The following is an 18,272-nucleotide window of genomic DNA, read 5'->3' as shown; positions in this document are numbered from 1 at the left end:
GCATGGCAACCAGCGTCTCCGAACTCGCCGCCCGCACCCCCGGCACCCGCGACCGGTACGTCGACCTGCTGCGGGTCGCGTCCCTCGCGACCGTGGTGCTCGGCCACTGGCTGATGGCCGCCGTCACCGCCGACGGCACCGTCGGCAACCTGCTGGCCCTCGTCCCCGGGCTCCAGGTCCTCACCTGGGCGCTCCAGGTCATGCCGGTCTTCTTCTTCGTCGGCGGCTTCTCCCACGCCCTGTCGTACCGCTCCCGCCCCGGCTACGCCGGCTTCCTCCGGGCCCGGCTCCAGCGGCTGCTGCGCCCCACGATGGTGTTCATCGCGGTGTGGACGGCCGCCGCGCTCGTCCTCCGGCTCACCGGCGCCGACGGCGGCCTGACGGGCGTGGCGCTGCGCCTGGTCGCCCAGCCGCTGTGGTTCATCGGCATCTACCTCGCCATGGTGGCGTTCACCCCGCCGCTGCTGAAGCTGCACGAGCGGTACGGCTGGGGCGCCTTCGCCGCGCTGGTGGCGGGCGCGGTGGCGGTGGACACGCTCCGGTTCGCCGTCGGGGTGCCGTACGTCGAGTTCCTGAACTTCGCCTTCGTCTGGCTGGCCGTGCACCAGCTCGGCTTCCTCCGGGCGGACGACCGGATCGGCCGGCCCGCCGTCCTCGCCGCCACCGGCCTGGCGGGTGCCGCCGCCCTGGTGGCCCTCGGCCCGTACCCGCTGTCCATGGTCGGCATGCCGGGCGAGAAGGTCTCCAACATGGCCCCGCCCACGCTCGCCCTGCTGTGCCACGGCCTGTGGCTGGTCGGCGCGGTGGAACTGCTGCGCGGCCCGGGCGCCCGGCTGGCGCGGCGTCCCGCCGTCTGGCGGGCGGTCATCGCGGCGAACGGCGTCGCCATGACCGCGTTCCTGTGGCACCTGACGGCGATGCTCGGCGTGTACGGCGCGCTGCTGGCGCTGGGCGTCCCGCTGCCGGAGCCGGCGACCGCCACCTGGTGGGCCGGTGTGCCGGTGCGGCTGGCGGTCGCGGCGGCGGTGACGGCCCTGCTGGTCGCCGCGTTCCGGGCGTTCGAGCGCCCCGGGGCCCGCCGCCCGGCGGGGGCCGCCGGCTCGTCGCCCGTGGCGACGCTCGGCATCACGCTGTGCCTGTTCGGCGTGCTGGGCCTGTCGATGGTCGGGTTCGGCGGGCTGCTGGACGGCCGCTCGGCGATGCTGGTCGCCGTGCCCGTCACCGCCCCGGCCGCGATCGGCGCCGCCCTGGTGGGCTGGCTCCTGGTGGAACGGGCGGGCCGCGGCTGATCAGCCGGTGAGCGCGAGCGTCCGCCTGGCCAGCTCGTAGGCGGGCAGCATCGCCCGGTGCTCCCCGGCGTCCAGCCCGCCCAGGTGCACCACCACCGGGCCGGCCGGCGTGGCCACGGCGAACGCCCGCTCGGGCTTCGGCCCGTCGCCGAACTCGGGGGTGACCGTGTACGTCACCTCGGCGGCCGGCAGGGCACCCGCCTTCGTCTCGGTGTACGCGGCCTTCGAGGCGTTCTTCTCGGCGCCGACGAACCCCTCCAGCACCTTCCGCGGCTCCGCCCCGGCGTCGTCGCCCGTCCAGACGCGGAGGAACCCGATGTTCCCGGCCGGCTTGGCGTCGACCTCACAGGCGAGGGTGACCGGCCCCTGCTCGGCCAGGGCGGCGAAGTCCGGGTCCTCGGCCACCGTCACCCTCTCCGCGGTCCACTCGGCCGCCGTCGTGAACGACACGGGCAGCACGCACGGCGTCCCCCTGCCCCCGATCACCGCCCCCTCGGCCACCCGGCCCGCCGCCCCCGGGCCCGCCGACGCGCTCGCGCCGGCTGTGGACGCGTCCGCCCGCCCCGGCGCGGCCGGCTCCGACGAGCACCCCACCAGCACCATCCCGGCAGCCACCCCCGCGATCACGCCCCGCGCGCTCCCGTACCGCCCCATGACTACCCCACCCCTGCGCCTGACCGACCCCTCGAACGACCGCCGCACGCTACCGCACCGTCCGCGGCGGCTACCCTGGTAGGTCGACCCCGTCCACCTGCACAGGAGTGAAATGGCCGTCAACCTGGTCAATGTCGAGGCAGTCAGCAAGGTGTACGGCACCCGTGCCCTGCTCGACGGTGTCTCCCTCGGCGTCTCCGAAGGGGACCGGATCGGTGTCGTCGGCCGCAACGGAGACGGCAAGACCACCCTCATCCGGATGATCGCCAAGCTGGAGGAGGCCGACTCCGGACGGGTGACACACAGTGGCGGGCTGCGGATCGGCGTGCTGACGCAGCACGATTCGCTGGACCCGGACGCCACCGTGCGGCACGAGGTGATCGGGGACCTGGCCGACCATGAGTGGGCGGGCAGTGCCAAGATCCGGGACGTGCTGACCGGGCTGTTCGGCGGGCTGGACCTGCCGGGGTTCCCGCAGGGCCTCGACACCGTCATCGGGCCGCTGTCCGGTGGTGAGCGGCGCCGGATCGCGCTGGCGAAGCTGCTGATCGCCGAGCAGGACCTGATCGTCCTCGACGAGCCGACCAACCACCTCGACGTGGAGGGCATCGCCTGGCTGGCCGGGCACCTCCAGGTGCGGCGCTCCGCGCTCGTGTGCGTCACACACGACCGCTGGTTCCTCGACCAGGTCTGCACCCGGATGTGGGACGTCCAGCGCGGCGCGGTGCACGAGTACGAGGGCGGCTACTCCGACTACGTCTTCGCCCGGGCCGAGCGCGAGCGCATCGCGGCCACGGAGGAGACCAAGCGGCAGAACCTGATGCGCAAGGAGCTGGCCTGGCTGCGGCGCGGTGCCCCCGCCCGTACGTCCAAGCCGCGCTACCGCATCGAGGCGGCCAACGAGCTGATCGCCGATGTGCCGCCGCCGCGCGACACCAGCGAGCTGATGAAGTTCGCCAACGCCCGGCTCGGGCGGACCGTCTTCGACCTGGAGGACGTGACCGTCACCGCCGGGCCGAAGGTGCTGCTCAAGCATCTGACCTGGCAGCTCGGCCCCGGCGACCGCATCGGCCTGGTCGGCGTCAACGGCGCCGGCAAGACCTCGCTGCTGCGGGCCCTCGCCGACGCGGCCGGCACCCAGGGCGAGAAGCAGCCGGCCGGCGGGCGGATCGTCGTCGGCAAGACGGTGCGCCTGGCCTACCTGTCGCAGGACGTCGCCGAACTCCCGGCGACGCTGCGGGTGCTGGAGGCGGTCCAGCAGGTGCGCGACCGGGTGGACCTCGGCAAGGGCCGGGAGATGACGGCGGGGCAGCTCTGCGAGCAGTTCGGCTTCATTAAGGAGAAGCAGTGGACCCCCGTCGGCGACCTCTCCGGCGGTGAGCGGCGCCGGCTCCAGTTGCTGCGGCTGCTGATGGACGAGCCGAACGTCCTGTTCCTCGACGAGCCGACCAACGACCTCGACATCGAGACGCTCACCCAGCTCGAGGACCTCCTCGACGGCTGGCCCGGCTCGATGGTCGTCATCTCCCACGACCGGTTCTTCATCGAGCGGACGACGGACCGGACCCTCGCGCTGCTCGGTGACGCCACGCTGCGGATGCTGCCGCGCGGTATCGACGAGTACCTGGAGCGGCGCCGGCGGATGATCGAGACGGCCGCCCCGGCGCCGGCCGCCGCCGCGTCCGCGCCCGCGAAGGAGAAGTCGGCGGGCGACTCCCGGGCCGCGAAGAAGGAGTTGCAGAAGATCGAGCGCCAGCTCGACAAGGTCTCCGAGAAGGAGGCCCGGCTGCACACCCAAATCGCCGACAACGCCACCGACTTCGAAAAGGTCGCGAAACTGGACGCGGAACTCCGGGACTTGGCCGCGCAGCGCGAGGAACTCGAAATGCGGTGGCTGGAACTCGCCGAGGACGCATAGCCCCGGAGCGTCCGTGGGGAAGGCGTGGAGAGCGGGTAACGAGGGCATCACGGGCCGGTCCTCCCTTGGGAACAGGGGCGGACCGGCCCCTTTCGCGCCGGGGCCGAGTGATAGAAAGAAGCCCCGCTCGACTCACGTAACACTGCGGAATCCATGTCCGATTCGCTCCATTCCGGCGGTACGTGTGCGCCGGAATCGCGGGGGAGGCCGGTCGGGCAGCGGACCGCACGAAGGGGGAAGCGCTGATGACTCAGCCGCCCAGCCAGCAACCGCCGCAGGGGGGCTTCGGGTCTCCGCAGGACCCGCACCAGCAGCCGCCCCAGGCGCCGCCCGTCCCCGGCGGCGTCCCCGGCCCCCCGGCCCAGCCGCCGGTGCCCCCGCAGGCACCGCCCGCGCAGCCCCCGGCCGCCCCGCCCGCCGCTCCCGCCTACGGCGCCCCGCAGCCGCCCGCCGGGCAGCCGCCGGTGCCGCCCGCCGCGCCGCCCGGCTACGGCTACCCCCAGACGCCCCCCGGCCAGCCCGGTTACGGCTACCCGCAGGCTCCGGGCCCCGGCCAGCAGCCCGGCCCGTACGGGGCGCAGCCCGGCCCGTACGGCCAGCAGCCCAACCCCTACGGCGGCCACCCGGCGCAGCCGCAGTACCCGGGCGCGCCCACCCCGCCGCCCGCGGGTGGCGGCGGCCCCTTCAAGGGCAAGCCCGCCGCCGTCATCGGCGCGGCCGTGGCCGCCCTGCTCGTCATCGGCGGCAGCACGTACTTCGCCCTCAGCGGCGACGACAGCGACCCGAAGAAGCCCGAGGCCAAGGGCTCCAGCGCGGCGCCGAATCCTTCCGGCTCCGACGACGCCGACCAGGGCGACGGCAACGGTGACGGCCGCGGGGCGAACGACGACCTGAACGCCGGACGCAAGGACGGCGAGGCCAAGGTCGAGTGGCTGGCGACCAACGACGTGGACCTGCCGCGCAACGGCGCGGACGTGTACGGCCCGTGGGTCGTGGGCGACACGGTCGTCAAGGCCATGTACAAGAGCGTCGTGGGCTACTCGGCGGCCGACGGCAAGAAGAAGTGGGAGGTGCCGTTCACCACCGAGGTGTGCACCGCCCCGGTCGCACCCGCCGACAACGGCACCATCGTCATCGGCATCAACGACAAGCCGGGCGAGAAGGCCGACTGCACGGTGCTCCAGCAGATCGACCTGAAGACCGGCAAGGCGGGCTGGAAGAAGCCCGTTCCCCAGGGGACCGGCTTCAACGCGCTGTCCGACATGACGCTCGCCATCAGCGGCGGCACCGTGACGGCCGCGGGCACCGGCAACGCCCACGGCTTCTCCCTCGCCGACGGCAAGCAGCTCTTCGGCACGCCGGACGCCGACTGCAAGCCCTTCGCCTACGCGGGCGGGCCGAAGCTGATCGCCGCGTCGAGCTGCCGCACGGGTGACTACAAGAAGACGCAGCACGAGGTCAGCGAGGTCGACCCGGCGACCGGCAAGCCGAAGTGGACGTACCGGCTGCCGCCGAACTGGGAGGTCACCAAGGTCTTCTCGGTGAGCCCGCTGGTCGTCTCCACCGAGCAGCCCGACAGCAAGAAGTGGAGCATCGTCGCGCTGACGGACGCCGGCAAGCTCCGCTCCACGCTCGACGGCGGCAAGGACAAGTTCAACCCCAAGTGCGGCGGCAGCTTCGTCGTCTTCGGCGAGAACCTTCAGGGATGCACGGGCGTCGCCGCCGACGCGAGCACCTTCTACATGTCGACGGAGCCCACCCAGCTCACCAACGGCACCAACGACGTGGTGGCGTTCGACCTGAACACGGGCAAGCCCAAGTGGCGTGCCGCCGCCGGTCCGCAGCGGACGATGACGCCGCTGCGCATGGAGGGCGGTGACGTCCTGATGTACATGCAGGGCTCGTGGGACCGCGGCGGCGGCGTCGCGACCCTGGCGCCGACGGGCGGCAGCCCGAAGGTACTGCTCCAGCACCCGGCGTCGACGGCCCAGATCGAGAGCGACTTCTACTCGCCGCGGTACGCCTACGCCGACGGACGCTTCTTCATCGCCAGCGGGCGGGTCAGTGCCCGCAACGACACCGAGGAGAAGCAGACGAAGACCATGATGGCCTTCGGCAAGTGACGTCAGGTCGACGATGAACCACTTCAGACACACCGACGGTCCGGCCGGCGCGCCGGACCCGTCCGGCCCGTCCGGCCCGGCAGGGCCCTACGGGACGCTCAATCCGTACGGCGGCGGTGCCGGGCAGCCGGGCCCGCAGCCTCCCGCGCCGTCCGCGCCCTCCGGCTCTCCCGCCCCCTCCGGCCCCGTCCGCCGGAGGGGCCGGGGCCCGCTCGCCGCCCTCGTGGCCCTGGTCGTCCTCGGCGGCGCCGCCCTCGGTTACGCCGTCACCCGCGGCGACGGCGGCGGTGACGGCGGGCCGTCCGCCGCCCCCGCGTCCCGCCCCTCCGCGTCGGCGTCCGCGCCGGCTCCGGGGGCGGCCGGCCCGGCCGCCCCCGACACCGCCGAGGCGGCGCGCATCAACGCGGGCCGCGCGGCCGGCGAGGCAAGGGCGCTGTGGGTGCGGCGGAACCAGGTGGACCTGCCGGCCACGATCGTGGAGGTGCACGGCCCGTGGACCGTCGGCGACACCGTCGTCACGGCCTCGTACCGTACGGTCTCGGCGTACGCGACGGCCGACGGCCGGCTGCGGTGGAGCCTGCCGCTGGACCGGGAGGTGTGCCGGGCGACGCCCCAGGCGTCGGCGGACGGCAAAATCGTCGTCCTCACCCGGGAGAAGCCGGACTCCACGAGCGAGTGCCGGGTGCTGCGGATGATCGATCTGCGTACCGGGAAGCAGGGCTGGCAGCAGCCGATCACCCAGGACGGCCTGTGGGACGCCTTCACGGACTACTCCGTGGTGATCAGCGGCAGCACGGTGACGGCCGGCCGGGCCGGCCATTCGACCGCGTACCGGCTCGGTGACGGCGGCAAGCTCTTCGGACCCGCTCCCGGGCCGTGCCAGGCCCGGGCCTTCGCCGGCGGGCCGAAGCTGATCGCCGCCCTGATGTGCGAGGACGGCACCGCCGACGTGCCGCACGAGCAGGTCGCCGAGGTCGACCCGGCCACCGGCAGGGCGCGGTGGACCTACGACATCAAGCGCGGCTACCGCATCGACCACGTCTACTCGGTCCGGCCGCTGGTCGTCTCGCTGTACGACCGGGCGCAGCAGAAGCGCGCGGTGCTGGTCCTCACCGAGACCGGCGCCAAACGGTCCGCGCTCGTCGGCCCGGACCAGTACGCCCCGGCGTGCCGCAACGACACCGGCGACACCAACAGCCTCCAGAGCTGCCAGACCGCCGCGGACGCGGACACCTTCTACATGGCGACCGAGCCCTCCGGCCCCGCGGCCGTCGCGACGAACCAGATCGTCGGCTTCGACCTGGACACCGGCAAGGTCGTCCGCCGCATCCCCGCACCGGCCGGGCGGCTCGTTCTGCCGTTGCGGACGGCGGGCTCCGACCTGCTGGTCGAGATCCCGCCGTCCAACGAAAGGGCGGCCCGGCCCGGTGTGCTCGCGTCGGTCGCCCCCGGCACGACGGCGCTCCGGCCGGTGCTCCGGCTGCCCGGCCCCTCGGCCCGGTCCCACAGCCGCATGGACCAGCCCAACGGCCTGTACGTGGACGGCCGCTACATCATCGTGCCCAACAGCATCACCGGTGGCGACGACGACCAGGAGAGGACGAGCGAGACCCTCATGGCCTTCGGCACCTGACGGCGTCCCGCCCCCCACGCACCGGACGGACACCCTTTCCCCGACAGAGGTACGCACCCCATGACGCAGCCACCGCCGCCGCCCCACCAGCCCCCGAACCAGCCACCGGGCCAGCCGCCCCACCAGCCCCCGAACCAGCCGCCGGGCCAGCCCCCGTCGGGCGGTTTCGGCGCGCCCCAGGAGCCCCCGTCCGGCGGCTTCGGCGCCCCGCAGGAGCCCGCCCCGGGCTTCGGGGCCCCCACCCCGCCGCCGCAGGACCCGGCGTACGGCTACCCGCAGGCGCCCCAGACCCCGCCGCCCGCCCAGCCGCCCGGCTACGGCTACCCGCAGGCGCCCGGCCCGTACCCGCCGTCCCAGGGCGGGCAGCCCGGCTACGGCTACCCCACCGCCCCGGCGCACCAGCAACTCCCGCCGCAGCAGGGCAGCGGCGGCGGCCGGAAGCTGTCGGCCCAGATGCAGATCATCATCGCCGCGGCGGTCGCCGTGGTCCTGATCATCGCGGGTGGCGTCTGGTACGCCAGTGCCGGGGGCGACGACGACCCGGTCGACAACGCCAAGGGCACCTCCGGCGGCACCGGGGGCGGCGGTGACGACGGCGGCAAGGCGGCCCCCGACGGCCCCGGCAAGGAGAAGGCGCCGGACAACACCCAGGCCAAGGTGGCGTTCCAGCTTCCGCTGCCCAAGGTCACCGACATCACCGACGTGAGCGGCTCCTGGGTCACCGACACGGCGTACGTCAAGTCGGGCATCGAGTCGGTGGTCGGCTACGACATCGCCAAGGGCACCCCGCTGTGGACCACCCCGCTCCCCGGCCAGGTCTGCGCGGCGTCCCGGCACGTCAAGGACAACAAGACCGCCATCGCCTTCGAGGCCGCCAAGCGCGTGCCGCCGAAGAACTTCCAGCCCTGCACCGAGGTCGGCGTCATCGACCTGGCCACCGGCAAGCTGCTGTGGCGCAAGTCGGTGACGAGCCCCGACTCCGGTGACGAGAAGGCCTCCTTCGACGAGGTGACCGTCGGCGGCGGCACCGTCGCGGCCGGCGGCCTCGACGGCGGCGCGGCCTGGGACCTGGTCAGCGGCAAGGAGCTGTGGCGGCCGCAGATCAACGCCGAGGAGTGCGAGGACAAGGGCTACGCGGGCGGCGAGAACCTGGTCGCGGCCCGCGCCTGCGGTCCGCTGGACAACCAGTACCTGCTGATCCAGAACCTCGACCCGAAGTCCGGCGCGCCCCTCTCCTCGTACAAGATGCCGCCCGGTGTCGAGGACGCGGGCATCGTCTCCACCAAGCCGCTGGTGGTGGCGGCCGACGTCGGCAGGACCGCGGGCGACGGCTCCAGCATCTCGGACTTCTTCTCCATCGACGAGAAGACCGGCAAGCTCAAGACGAAGATCGCCGCCGCCGGCGACCGGTACGCGGCGGAGTGCGAGCTGGAGGTGGAGCAGTGCAGCAAGGTCGTGGTCGGCAACAACCGGCTCTACCTGCCGACCGAGGACCACGAGGGCGGCGGTGAGTACGGCGACACCAACGAGATCGTGTCGTTCGACCTGACCACCGGCAAGCCGACCACGGACAAGGCCGAGGCGGGCGACCGGTACTCGATGTTCCCGCTGCGCATGGACGGCGGCAACATCATCGCCTACAAGGAGGCGCCCTACGACAAGGGCGGACAGGTGGTGAGCATCAACGGCGCGACGTTCAAGCAGACCGTCCTGCTGGAGAACCCGGCCGACAAGGCGGTCCGGGACGCCGAGTCGTCGTTCAACCTGGACTCCTCCGAGATCCGCTACGCCGACGGACGGCTGTTCATCGCCGACGACCTGTTCGACAAGCCGAGCTCGTCGTCCAGCGACCGCAAGCAGTACCTGGCGATCGCGTTCTCCACGCACTGAGCCCCTCGTACCGGGTGACGGCCCGGCACACCGGACGGTCCGGTGTGCCGGGCCGTCCACTTGGTGATCCCCGTGTCGCCCTGGACGGCGAACAATTCGACAATCCGGGGGGCTTCGGCCTCGTAGGGGGCGCGCGACGTCGAACAAGCGTGTAGCTTGCCGGGTCAACAGTGCTGGGGGCGGCGGGGGGCCGGCCCCAGGGGGATGGGGGATGTTCCGTGGGCGTGCGGCTCATGGTGGTCGACGACCACCGCCTGCTCGCCGAGGCGCTGGCCTCGGCGCTCAAACTGCGCGGGCACCGGGTGCTCGCCGCCGCCGCGCCCGTGGCGGGCGCGGCCGAGCTGGTGGTGAGCAGGGCGCCCGAGGTGTGCCTGCTCGGCACGGCGGCGCCGGCGCAGCCGGGGGTCTTCGACCCGATCGTGACGATCAAGCGGGAGCGGCCGCAGGTGGCCGTGGTGGTGCTCGGTCCGGTGCCGTCCCCCCGGGGCATCGCGGCGGCCTTCGCGGCCGGTGCCTCCGGTTACGTACGCCATGACGAGCGGATCGAGGGCGTGGAGCGGGCGATGGTGAAGGCCCGCGCGGGCGAGGCGGCGGTGGCGCCGCAGCTCCTCCAGGGCGCGTTCACCGAGCTGCTCAACCCGGCGGCCCAGCCGGACGACGAGGGGCAGCGGCTCATGCGGCTGCTGACCCCGCGCGAGGTGGAGGTGCTGGTGCGGGTGGCCGAGGGCGAGGACACCCGGCTGATCGCGGCCGGGATGCGGATCGCGCCGAGCACCGCGCGGACGCATGTGCAGCGGGTGCTGATGAAGCTGGGCGTCGGGTCGCGGCTGGAGGCCGCGGCGCTCGCGGCCCGTACGGGGCTGCTGGACCGGGCGGTGTCGTCCGTGGCGGTGCCGGGCGCGGGAGCGGTCCCCGGACCGAGGACGACGGAGGGGCCGGACCCCGTCTGAGGCGGTCCGGCCCCGGTGTCCACTGCGCGGGCGGGGCGGGCGGCGCGGTGATCGGGCGCAGCCGCAGCCGGACGAGGAAGAACAGCCCCGGGCCGAGCGTGCCCAGCCGGTCCCTGAGGTCGGCGTCGACGCCGACGGCCTTGTCGAGGTCGGCGTCGGAGGCGGTGGGCCCGACGACGGTGGCGAGGACCCCGCGGACGGTGAACAGGCTGTTCTGCGCGCTCGCGCGGGCGGCGAAGGTGATGCCCAGGACCACGGCGCAAGCGCTTGCGGCCGCACCTCGGCCCGCCGCTGGCGCGCCTGTTGGAACATGGTCGACTATGTTTACTTCCGTTGGTTCCGAGTGGGGCGGGGTGGACGAGGGGTGTCCGAGTGAAGAAGACGTCGACCAGGCTGGCCGACGGCCGTGAGCTGATCTACTACGACTCCCGGGTCGACGTGCCGCGCGACGCCGTGGACCGGCGGCCCCTCGACCCGGTCTCCACCACCGCGGAGATCCGCCACGACCCGCTGCTGGGCGACTCGGTCGCCATCGCCTCGCACCGCCAGGCCCGCACCTACCACCCGCCGGCCGGCGAGTGCCCGCTGTGCCCCTCCCGCGACGGCCGCCGCAGCGAGATCCCCGACGACGACTACGACGTCGTGGTCTTCGAGAACCGCTTCCCCTCGCTCGCCGGTGACTCCGGACGCTGCGAGGTCGTCTGCTTCACCTCCGACCACGACGCCTCCTTCGCCGACCTCACCGCCGAGCGGACCGCACTCGTCCTGGAGGCCTGGACCGACCGCACCGCCGACCTGGCCGAACGGCCCGGCGTGCGCCAGGTGTTCTGCTTCGAGAACAGGGGAGCCGAGATCGGCGTCACCCTCGGCCACCCGCACGGCCAGATCTACGCCTACCCCTTCACCACCCCCCGCACGGCGCTGATGCAGCGCTCCGTGGCCGCCCACCGCGCCGCCACCGGCCGCAACCTCTTCGACGACGTCGTCGCCCGTGAGCGCGCCGCGGCCGAACGGGTGGTCCTGGAAACCGGCGCATGGGTCGCCTTCGTGCCCCACGCGGCGCACTGGCCGTACGAAGTGCACCTCTACCCCAAGCGGCGCGTGCCCGACCTCAGGGAGCTGGACGGGGCCGCCCGCACAGAGTTCCCACAGGTCTACCTGGAACTCTTGAGGCGCTTCGACCGGATCTTCGGGGACGGGGAACCACCGACGCCGTACATCGCCGCCTGGCACCAGGCGCCCTTCGGCGGGCCGGCACGGCACGACTTCGCCCTGCACCTGGAGCTTTTCACCGTCCGCCGCACTTCCGGCAAGCTGAAGTTCCTCGCCGGCTCGGAGTCCGGCATGAGCGTGTTCGTCAACGACGTGCCGCCGGAAGCCGCGGCCCGCCGACTGCGAGAGGTGGCCACCCCGTGAGCACAGCCAAGTACCTGGTGACCGGCGGAGCCGGCTACATCGGCAGCACGGTCGCCGCGCACCTGCTGGAGGCCGGCCACGAGGTGACCGTCCTCGACGACCTGTCGACCGGCTTCCGCGAGGCCGTCCCGGCCGGCGCCCGCTTCGTCGAGGGCCGCGTCCAGGACGCCGCCCGCCACCTCGACCCCTCCTACGACGGCGTGCTGCACTTCGCCGCGTTCTCCCAGGTCGGCGAGTCCGTCACCGACCCCGGGAAGTACTGGCTGAACAACGTCGGCGGCACCATGGCGCTGCTGGCCGCCATGCGCGACACGGGCGTGGGCCGGCTCGTCTTCTCCTCCACCGCCGCCACCTACGGCGAGCCCGTCTCCACCCCCCTCACCGAGACCGACCCCACCGCTCCCACCAGCCCCTACGGCGCCACCAAGCTCGCCGTCGACCACATGATCGCGGGGGAGGCCGCCGCCCACGGCCTGGCCGCCGCCTCCCTGCGGTACTTCAACGTCGCCGGGGCCCACGGGCGGTGCGGCGAACGCCACGACCCCGAGTCCCACCTCATCCCGCTCGTCCTCCAGGTCGCCCTCGGCCGGCGCCCCGCCATCTCCGTGTACGGCGAGGACTACCCGACCCCCGACGGCACCTGCGTGCGCGACTACATCCACGTCGCCGACCTCGCCGAGGCGCATCTGCTCGCCATGGACGCCGTCACCCCCGGCGAGCACCTGGTCTGCAACCTCGGCAACGGCAACGGGTTCTCGGTCCGCGAGGTCATCGAGACCGTACGGGAGGTCACCGGCCACCCGGTGCCCGAGGTCGTCGCCGCCCGCCGCGCCGGTGACCCGGCGGTGCTGGTCGCCTCGGCCGCCACCGCGCGGGACCGGCTGGGCTGGAAGCCGTCCCGGCCGGAGCTCCCGCGCATCGTGGCGGACGCCTGGGAGTTCGCCAGGGCCCGAGAGGCGGAGAGGGGCGCATGAGGGTCGCGGAGGACTTCCGGAAGCTGTACGGGGCCGAGCCCGAAGGGGTGTGGGCGGCGCCCGGCCGGGTCAACCTGATCGGCGAGTACACCGACGTCAACGACGGGTTCGTGCTGCCGCTGGCGCTCCCGCACACCACCGTCGCCGCCGTGTCCCGGCGCACCGACGGCCTGCTGCGCGTGCACTCCGCCGACACCGGCGAGGGCGTGGTCCGGCTCGACATCCGCACCCTGGAACCCCGCACGGGCACCGGCTGGGCCGCCTACCCGGCCGGTGTGGTGTGGGCGCTGCGCGAGGCGGGCCACCCCGTCACCGGTGCCGACGTCCACTTGGCCTCCACCGTCCCCACCGGCGCCGGGCTGTCGTCGTCGGCCGCCCTGGAGGTCGTCACCGCCCTGGCGCTGAACGACCTGTACGGGTTCGGGCTGACCGCGCCGCGGCTCGCCCTCCTCGGCCGGCGCGCCGAGAACGCGTTCGTGGGCGTCCCGTGCGGCGTGATGGACCAGATGGCGTCCGCGTGCTGCGCGGAGGGCCATCTGCTGCACCTCGACACCCGGGACCTGACGACCCGGCACGTCCCTTTCGACCTCGACGCGCACGGCCTCCGCCTGCTGGTCGTCGACACCCGGGTGCGGCACGCGCTCGGGGACGGCGCGTACGCCGAGCGGCGCGCCGGGTGCGAGGCGGGCGCGCGGGCGCTCGGTGTGCGCACGCTGCGCGAGGTGGACCATGTGCAACTACCGGACGTCCTGGGGAGGTTGGGTGACGAAACGGTTCGCTCCTACGTCCGCCACGTGGTCACCGACAACCACCGCGTCCGCCGGACCGTGGCCCTCCTGGACGCCGGCGACGTACGGGCCGTCGGACCGCTGCTCACCGAGGGCCACGCCTCGCTCCGCGACGACCTCCGGGTCTCCTGCCCGGAGCTCGACCTGGTCGTCGCGGCGGCGACCGGCGCCGGGGCGCTGGGCGCCCGGATGACCGGCGGCGGCTTCGGCGGCTCGGCGGTCGTGCTGGTCGAGGCCGCGGACGAGGACACGGTGACCGGGGCGGTCGCGGAGGCGTTCGCGGCGGCCGGTCGCACCGCCCCGCGGGTGTTCCGGGCGGTGCCGTCGGCCGGGGCGCGCCGCCTCGTCTGACCGGCCGGCGGGGCGGCCCGTACGACCGCCGCGCCCCCTCCGGAACCGGTGGGCCGGCCCCGGCCGGGGGCCGGTCGGTTTCCCCAAGTCCCCTTCCCCTCCGGTCACCCCGCCGTACTCTGATGCACAGCACCGGTGGGGGCCGGTGCTGATCAGGGGGCGAGACAGCCGGGTACGACGCCCGGGGCGGGGGTAACAGTCACTGCACGGCGGCGGCCGTGCGACCACTGGGTACCTCGGACTCCGGGCGCCGTACCCGCAGCTGCTCCGCTTCCTCGACGCATGGGGGTGTCAGTGGTCCGTATCCGGGTTCTGGTGGTGGACGACCACCGCATCTTCGCCGAATCGCTCGCCGCCGCACTGGCGGCCGAGCCGGACGTCGACGTCGCGGCGGCCGGCAGCGGCCCCGCCGCGCTGCGCTGTCTGGACCGGGCGGCGGCCGAGGGCCGCCGGTTCGACGTCCTGCTCGTCGACGCCGACCTGGGCGCCGCGGCGGCCCCGGCGGTCGCCCGGGCGGTGCCGGACAACGGCGAGGCCGTCGTGGACGGCATCTCCCTGGTGTCCGGGGTCCGCGAGGGCCGCCCCGAGGTGCGGACGGTCGTGCTGGCCGAGAAGGACGACCCGGCGCGGGCCGCGCTCGCCCTCCAGGCGGGCGCCTCGGGCTGGGTGGCCAAGGACTGCTCCCTCCAGCGCCTGCTGACGGTGATACGCGGTGTGCTGCGCGACGAGACGCACCTGCCGCCCGCGCTGCTCACCGGGGTGCTGCGGGAGCTGACGGCCGCGCGCAAGCACCGCACCGAGAGCGAGCTGCTGGTGGAGTCGCTCACCCCGCGCGAGCGCGAGGTGCTGCGCTGCATGGTGGCGGGGCTGGGCCGCAAGGCGGTCGCGGAGCGGCTGTTCCTGTCCCCGCACACGGTGCGTACGCATATGCAGAACGTGCTGGGGAAGCTGGGCGTGCACTCCACGCTGGCCGCGGTGGCGCTGGCGCGCCGCGCCGGTGTGGGGCCGGCGGAACCGGTCGCGGGGCTAGCCGGGGATGTTGTCGAACGGGGCGGTCAGCTGGCGTAGCAGCGCGGCCAGTTCGGCCCGCTGGGCGCGGGACAGCTCGGCGAGGATCGCCCGCTCCTGCGCGAGGAGCCCGGCGAGTGCCTGGTCGGCGCGGTCGCGGCCCTCGGAGGTGAGGCGGACGAGGACGCCGCGCCGGTCGCTGGGGTCGGGCAGCCTCTCGACCAGGCCCTTCTTGGCCAGCCGGTCGATGCGGTTGGTCATGGTGCCGGAGGTGACCAGCGTCTGGGTGAGGAGCTGGCCGGGGGAGAGCTGGTACGGGGCTCCCGCGCGGCGCAGCGAGGTCAGGACGTCGAACTCCCAGGGCTCCAGGTTGTGCTCCGCGAAGGCGAGCCGCCGGGCCCGGTCGAGGTGGCGGGCCAGCCGGGAGACGCGGCTGAGCACCTCGAGCGGTTCCACGTCGAGGTCGGGGCGCTCGCGGCGCCATGCAGCGACCAGTCGGTCGACCTCGTCCTCCATGGCGATCAGTGTAGGGGATCTGTCGATGTGAAGTCTCTTGACGTCAAGAAATATTCGGCTGGACCATGGGGCATGACGGGGCCGGGACTCCGTTCCGCTTCGGTACTTCGTTCCAGCAAGGGGGCACGAACATGTATTCCGCACCGATCTGGGATCCACAGCAGTACCTGCGCCACTCCACCCACCGCACTCGACCGTTCCTCGACCTGCTCGCCCGCATACCGGAACTGCCCGCCGTCGCCCGGGGCCGTTCCCCCCGCATCGCCGACCTCGGGTGCGGACCCGGCAACGTCACCGCGCTCCTCGCCGACCGATGGCCCGACGCCCGCATCACCGGCTTCGACCTCTCGCCCGAGATGCTGGAACAGGCGGAGAAGCACTACGCCGGCACCACCGACGGCGGCGGCTGGCTCGACTTCCGCCCCGCCGACGCCGCCCACTGGACGCCCGACGAACCGTACGACCTGATCGTCTCCAACGCGGCACTCCAATGGGTACCGAACCATCCCGAGTCCTTCCCCGTCTGGACCGAGGGGCTCGTCCCCGGCGGCACCTTCGCCTTCCAGGTCCCGGCCAACTTCACCTCACCCAGCCACGCCCTTCTCGGCGAACTGTGCGAGACCCCGCAATGGCGCTCCCGCCTCGCCGACCACGGCCGCCGCTTCGTCCACATCCTCGACGCCGCCGACTACCTCACCCGCCTCGCCGACCTCGGCTGCGCCGTCGACGTCTGGGAGACCGTCTACTCCCAGCTCCTCCAGGGCGACGACCCCGTCCTCGACTGGGTGAAGGGCACCGCGCTGCGGCCCGTCCTCACCGCGCTGGACGGCGACGGCGAGGCGGTCGCCGAATTCCTCGGCCAGTACCGCGACCTGCTCCGCAAGGCCTACCCGCCCGGGCCCCACGGCACCGTCTTCCCCTTCCGCCGCGTCTTCGCGGTCGCCACCCGGAGCCAGGAGCCGACGGGGTGACGCCCCACTTAGCGAACCCGGACCCGGACCCGGACGCAGACCGGCCCCCGCCGGTCCGCCGCGGCAACCCACCGCGGCGCCCCGACGGGGGCCGTAGCCGCGCCGGCGTCCCGGGCGGCGCATCACGTCAGCTCTTGCGGTGACCTATCAGCCGCGGCTTCGGCTCCAGACCGTCCAGACCGTGCCAGGCCAGGTTCACCAGATGCGCGGCGACCTCCGCCTTCTTCGGCCGGCGGGCGTCCAGCCACCACTGGCCGGTCAGCGCCACCATCCCCACCAGCGCCTGCGCGTACAGCGGCGCCAGCTTCGGATCGAAACCCCGGGCCTTGAACTCCAGCCCCAGGATGTCCTCCACCTGCGTGGCGATGTCCGAGATCAGCGACGCGAACGTGCCCGTCGACTGCGCCACCGGGGAGTCCCGCACCAGGATCCGGAAACCGTCCGTGTACGTCTCGATGTAGTCCAGCAGCGCGAACGCCGCCTGTTCCAGCAGCTCCCGCGGATGCCCGGCCGTCAGCGCACCCGTCACCATGTCCAGGAGCTGGCGCATCTCCCGGTCCACGACGACCGCGTACAGGCCCTCCTTGCCGCCGAAGTGCTCGTACACCACCGGCTTGGAGACCCCGGCCTTCGCCGCGATCTCCTCCACCGACGTGCCCTCGAAGCCCTTCTCGGCGAAGAGCGTGCGGCCGATGTCGAGCAGCTGCTGCCGGCGCTCGGCGCCCGTCATCCGGACCCGGCGTCCCCGCCTGGGTTTGTCACTGCCACTGCCACTGCCGTCGATCGCCACACCGTCCATCATGCCGCGTTCGCGGCGCGGTCCTGGCGTCGGGCTTCGATGCGCTCGGCACTCGGCCAGCGCACGTCGTACGCCCAGCCCAGCTTCTCGAACCAGCGGATCAGCCGGGCACTGGAGTCGATCTGCCCCCGCATCACTCCGTGCCGGGCCGACGTCGGGTCGGCGTGGTGCAGGTTGTGCCACGACTCACCGCACGACAGCACCGCCAGCCACCACACGTTCCCACTGCGGTCCCGCGACTTGAACGGGCGCTTGCCCACCGCGTGACAGATCGAGTTGATCGACCACGTCACATGGTGCAGCAGCGCCACCCGCACCAGCGAGCCCCAGAAGAACGCCGTGAAGGCGCCCCACCACGACATCGTCACCAGACCGCCGACGACCGGCGGGATCGCCAGCGACAGCACCGTCCAGCCGATGAACCAGCGCGAGATCGCCCGGATCGCCGGGTCCTTGATCAGATCGGGCGCGTACTTCGCCTGCGGCGTCCGCTCCTCGTCGAACATCCACGCGATGTGCGCCCACCACAGGCCCTTCATCAGGGCCGGCACCGTCTCACCGAACCGCCACGGCGAATGCGGGTCGCCCTCCGCGTCCGAGAACTTGTGGTGCTTGCGGTGGTCCGCCACCCAGCGCACCAGCGGCCCCTCCACCGCCAGCGACCCCATGACGGCGAGGGCGATCCGCAGCGGCCGCTTCGCCTTGAACGAACCGTGCGTGAAGTACCGGTGGAAACCGATCGTGATGCCGTGGCAGCCGATGAAGTACATCGCCACCAGCAGCCCCAGGTCCAGCCAGCTCACCCCCCAGCCCCACGCCAGCGGCACCGCCGCCAGCAGGGCCACGAAGGGAACCGTGATGAACAGCAGCAGGGCGATCTGCTCGATCGAACGCTTGCTGTCCCCGCCGAGGGTGGCGGGCGGCAGATCCGGAGAGGGGGAAGCGGACGAGTCCGAGGTATCGAGCACGTCGGGGCTTGTGGTCATAGGGTC

General features: G+C 73.4%; 15 protein-coding genes. 11 read left to right on the top strand and 4 right to left on the bottom strand.

From position 1 onward, the window contains the following. Positions 1–2 precede the first annotated feature (2 nt). Complete coding sequence (locus ACZ7LK_RS20545; protein WP_471142428.1) at positions 3–1,289, top strand: acyltransferase family protein; 1,287 nt, start codon at positions 3–5, stop codon at positions 1,287–1,289. Here the strand turns inward: ACZ7LK_RS20545 and ACZ7LK_RS20540 are convergent, their stop codons facing one another. Beyond that, positions 1,290–1,943 carry a lipoprotein gene (locus tag ACZ7LK_RS20540; RefSeq protein ID WP_471142426.1) on the bottom strand — a complete coding sequence of 218 codons (654 nt, stop codon included), beginning with the start codon at positions 1,941–1,943 and terminating at the stop codon, positions 1,290–1,292. Positions 1,944–2,055: 112 nt separating this feature from the next. On the opposite strand from ACZ7LK_RS20540, the gene ACZ7LK_RS20535 reads away from it, so the two are divergent. The 9 genes from ACZ7LK_RS20535 to ACZ7LK_RS20495 all read left to right on the top strand — a co-directional run bounded on the left by ACZ7LK_RS20535 (position 2,056) and on the right by ACZ7LK_RS20495 (position 15,054). After that, complete coding sequence (locus tag ACZ7LK_RS20535) at positions 2,056–3,861, top strand: ABC-F family ATP-binding cassette domain-containing protein (protein WP_471142423.1); 1,806 nt, start codon at positions 2,056–2,058, stop codon at positions 3,859–3,861. A 245-nt stretch (positions 3,862–4,106) separates the two neighbouring features. Next, a complete protein-coding gene (locus tag ACZ7LK_RS20530) occupies positions 4,107–5,984 on the top strand; it encodes an outer membrane protein assembly factor BamB family protein (RefSeq protein ID WP_471142420.1) in 1,878 nt (625 codons plus the stop codon). A 13-nt stretch (positions 5,985–5,997) separates the two neighbouring features. Then, entirely contained in the window at positions 5,998–7,617 is a 1,620-nt protein-coding gene (locus ACZ7LK_RS20525) for an outer membrane protein assembly factor BamB family protein (protein WP_392275178.1), read from the top strand. Positions 7,618–7,677: 60 nt separating this feature from the next. Continuing rightward, positions 7,678–9,507, top strand: coding sequence for an outer membrane protein assembly factor BamB family protein (locus ACZ7LK_RS20520; protein WP_471142416.1), 1,830 nt, complete (start codon positions 7,678–7,680; stop codon positions 9,505–9,507). Positions 9,508–9,725: 218 nt separating this feature from the next. Beyond that, positions 9,726–10,457: a response regulator transcription factor gene (locus tag ACZ7LK_RS20515; RefSeq protein WP_392275180.1), complete on the top strand. Its 732-nt coding sequence runs from the start codon at positions 9,726–9,728 to the stop codon at positions 10,455–10,457. A gap of 372 nt (positions 10,458–10,829) precedes the next feature. Then, entirely contained in the window at positions 10,830–11,873 is a 1,044-nt protein-coding gene (gene galT, locus ACZ7LK_RS20510) for a galactose-1-phosphate uridylyltransferase (protein WP_469461294.1), read from the top strand. Further along, complete coding sequence (galE, locus tag ACZ7LK_RS20505; RefSeq protein ID WP_392275183.1) at positions 11,870–12,847, top strand: UDP-glucose 4-epimerase GalE; 978 nt, start codon at positions 11,870–11,872, stop codon at positions 12,845–12,847. The genes galT and galE overlap by 4 nt, the downstream gene beginning before the upstream one ends. Beyond that, entirely contained in the window at positions 12,844–13,986 is a 1,143-nt protein-coding gene (galK, locus tag ACZ7LK_RS20500) for a galactokinase (RefSeq protein WP_471142412.1), read from the top strand. The genes galE and galK overlap by 4 nt, the downstream gene beginning before the upstream one ends. Positions 13,987–14,268: 282 nt before the next feature. Further along, complete coding sequence (locus ACZ7LK_RS20495; protein WP_392275185.1) at positions 14,269–15,054, top strand: LuxR C-terminal-related transcriptional regulator; 786 nt, start codon at positions 14,269–14,271, stop codon at positions 15,052–15,054. On the opposite strand, the gene tamR is transcribed toward ACZ7LK_RS20495, so the two are convergent. After that, entirely contained in the window at positions 15,013–15,510 is a 498-nt protein-coding gene (gene tamR / locus ACZ7LK_RS20490; RefSeq protein ID WP_392275186.1) for a MarR family transcriptional regulator TamR, read from the bottom strand. The two genes, ACZ7LK_RS20495 and tamR, sit on opposite strands and share 42 nt — an antisense overlap. Before the next feature lie 131 nt (positions 15,511–15,641). Between tamR and ACZ7LK_RS20485 the strand changes: the two genes are divergently transcribed. Continuing rightward, complete coding sequence (locus ACZ7LK_RS20485; protein WP_469461300.1) at positions 15,642–16,481, top strand: trans-aconitate 2-methyltransferase; 840 nt, start codon at positions 15,642–15,644, stop codon at positions 16,479–16,481. A gap of 127 nt (positions 16,482–16,608) precedes the next feature. On the opposite strand, the gene ACZ7LK_RS20480 is transcribed toward ACZ7LK_RS20485, so the two are convergent. After that, positions 16,609–17,280 carry a TetR family transcriptional regulator gene (locus tag ACZ7LK_RS20480; RefSeq protein ID WP_392275315.1) on the bottom strand — a complete coding sequence of 224 codons (672 nt, stop codon included), beginning with the start codon at positions 17,278–17,280 and terminating at the stop codon, positions 16,609–16,611. After that, a complete protein-coding gene (locus ACZ7LK_RS20475) occupies positions 17,280–18,266 on the bottom strand; it encodes an acyl-CoA desaturase (RefSeq protein WP_392275188.1) in 987 nt (328 codons plus the stop codon). Before ACZ7LK_RS20475 ends, ACZ7LK_RS20480 begins: the two co-directional genes overlap by 1 nt. Positions 18,267–18,272 lie beyond the last annotated feature (6 nt).

The organism is Streptomyces sp. NPDC039423, assembly GCF_055598725.1.
This window is presented reverse-complemented; position numbering and strand designations above follow the sequence as displayed.

What these genes read in the sequence shown, in the direction of transcription:
- ACZ7LK_RS20495 (WP_392275185.1), top strand. Translation starts at nt 14,269, where the DNA reads ATGGGGGTGTCAGTGGTCCGTATCCGGGTTCTGGTGGTGGACGACCAC.
- ACZ7LK_RS20545 (WP_471142428.1), top strand. Translation starts at nt 3, where the DNA reads ATGGCAACCAGCGTCTCCGAACTCGCCGCCCGCACCCCCGGCACCCGC.
- tamR (WP_392275186.1), bottom strand. Translation starts at nt 15,510, where the DNA reads ATGGAGGACGAGGTCGACCGACTGGTCGCTGCATGGCGCCGCGAGCGC.
- ACZ7LK_RS20525 (WP_392275178.1), top strand. Translation starts at nt 5,998, where the DNA reads ATGAACCACTTCAGACACACCGACGGTCCGGCCGGCGCGCCGGACCCG.
- ACZ7LK_RS20530 (WP_471142420.1), top strand. Translation starts at nt 4,107, where the DNA reads ATGACTCAGCCGCCCAGCCAGCAACCGCCGCAGGGGGGCTTCGGGTCT.
- ACZ7LK_RS20475 (WP_392275188.1), bottom strand. Translation starts at nt 18,266, where the DNA reads ATGACCACAAGCCCCGACGTGCTCGATACCTCGGACTCGTCCGCTTCC.
- ACZ7LK_RS20485 (WP_469461300.1), top strand. Translation starts at nt 15,642, where the DNA reads ATGTATTCCGCACCGATCTGGGATCCACAGCAGTACCTGCGCCACTCC.
- galK (WP_471142412.1), top strand. Translation starts at nt 12,844, where the DNA reads ATGAGGGTCGCGGAGGACTTCCGGAAGCTGTACGGGGCCGAGCCCGAA.
- ACZ7LK_RS20535 (WP_471142423.1), top strand. Translation starts at nt 2,056, where the DNA reads ATGGCCGTCAACCTGGTCAATGTCGAGGCAGTCAGCAAGGTGTACGGC.
- ACZ7LK_RS20540 (WP_471142426.1), bottom strand. Translation starts at nt 1,943, where the DNA reads ATGGGGCGGTACGGGAGCGCGCGGGGCGTGATCGCGGGGGTGGCTGCC.
- ACZ7LK_RS20520 (WP_471142416.1), top strand. Translation starts at nt 7,678, where the DNA reads ATGACGCAGCCACCGCCGCCGCCCCACCAGCCCCCGAACCAGCCACCG.
- ACZ7LK_RS20480 (WP_392275315.1), bottom strand. Translation starts at nt 17,280, where the DNA reads ATGGACGGTGTGGCGATCGACGGCAGTGGCAGTGGCAGTGACAAACCC.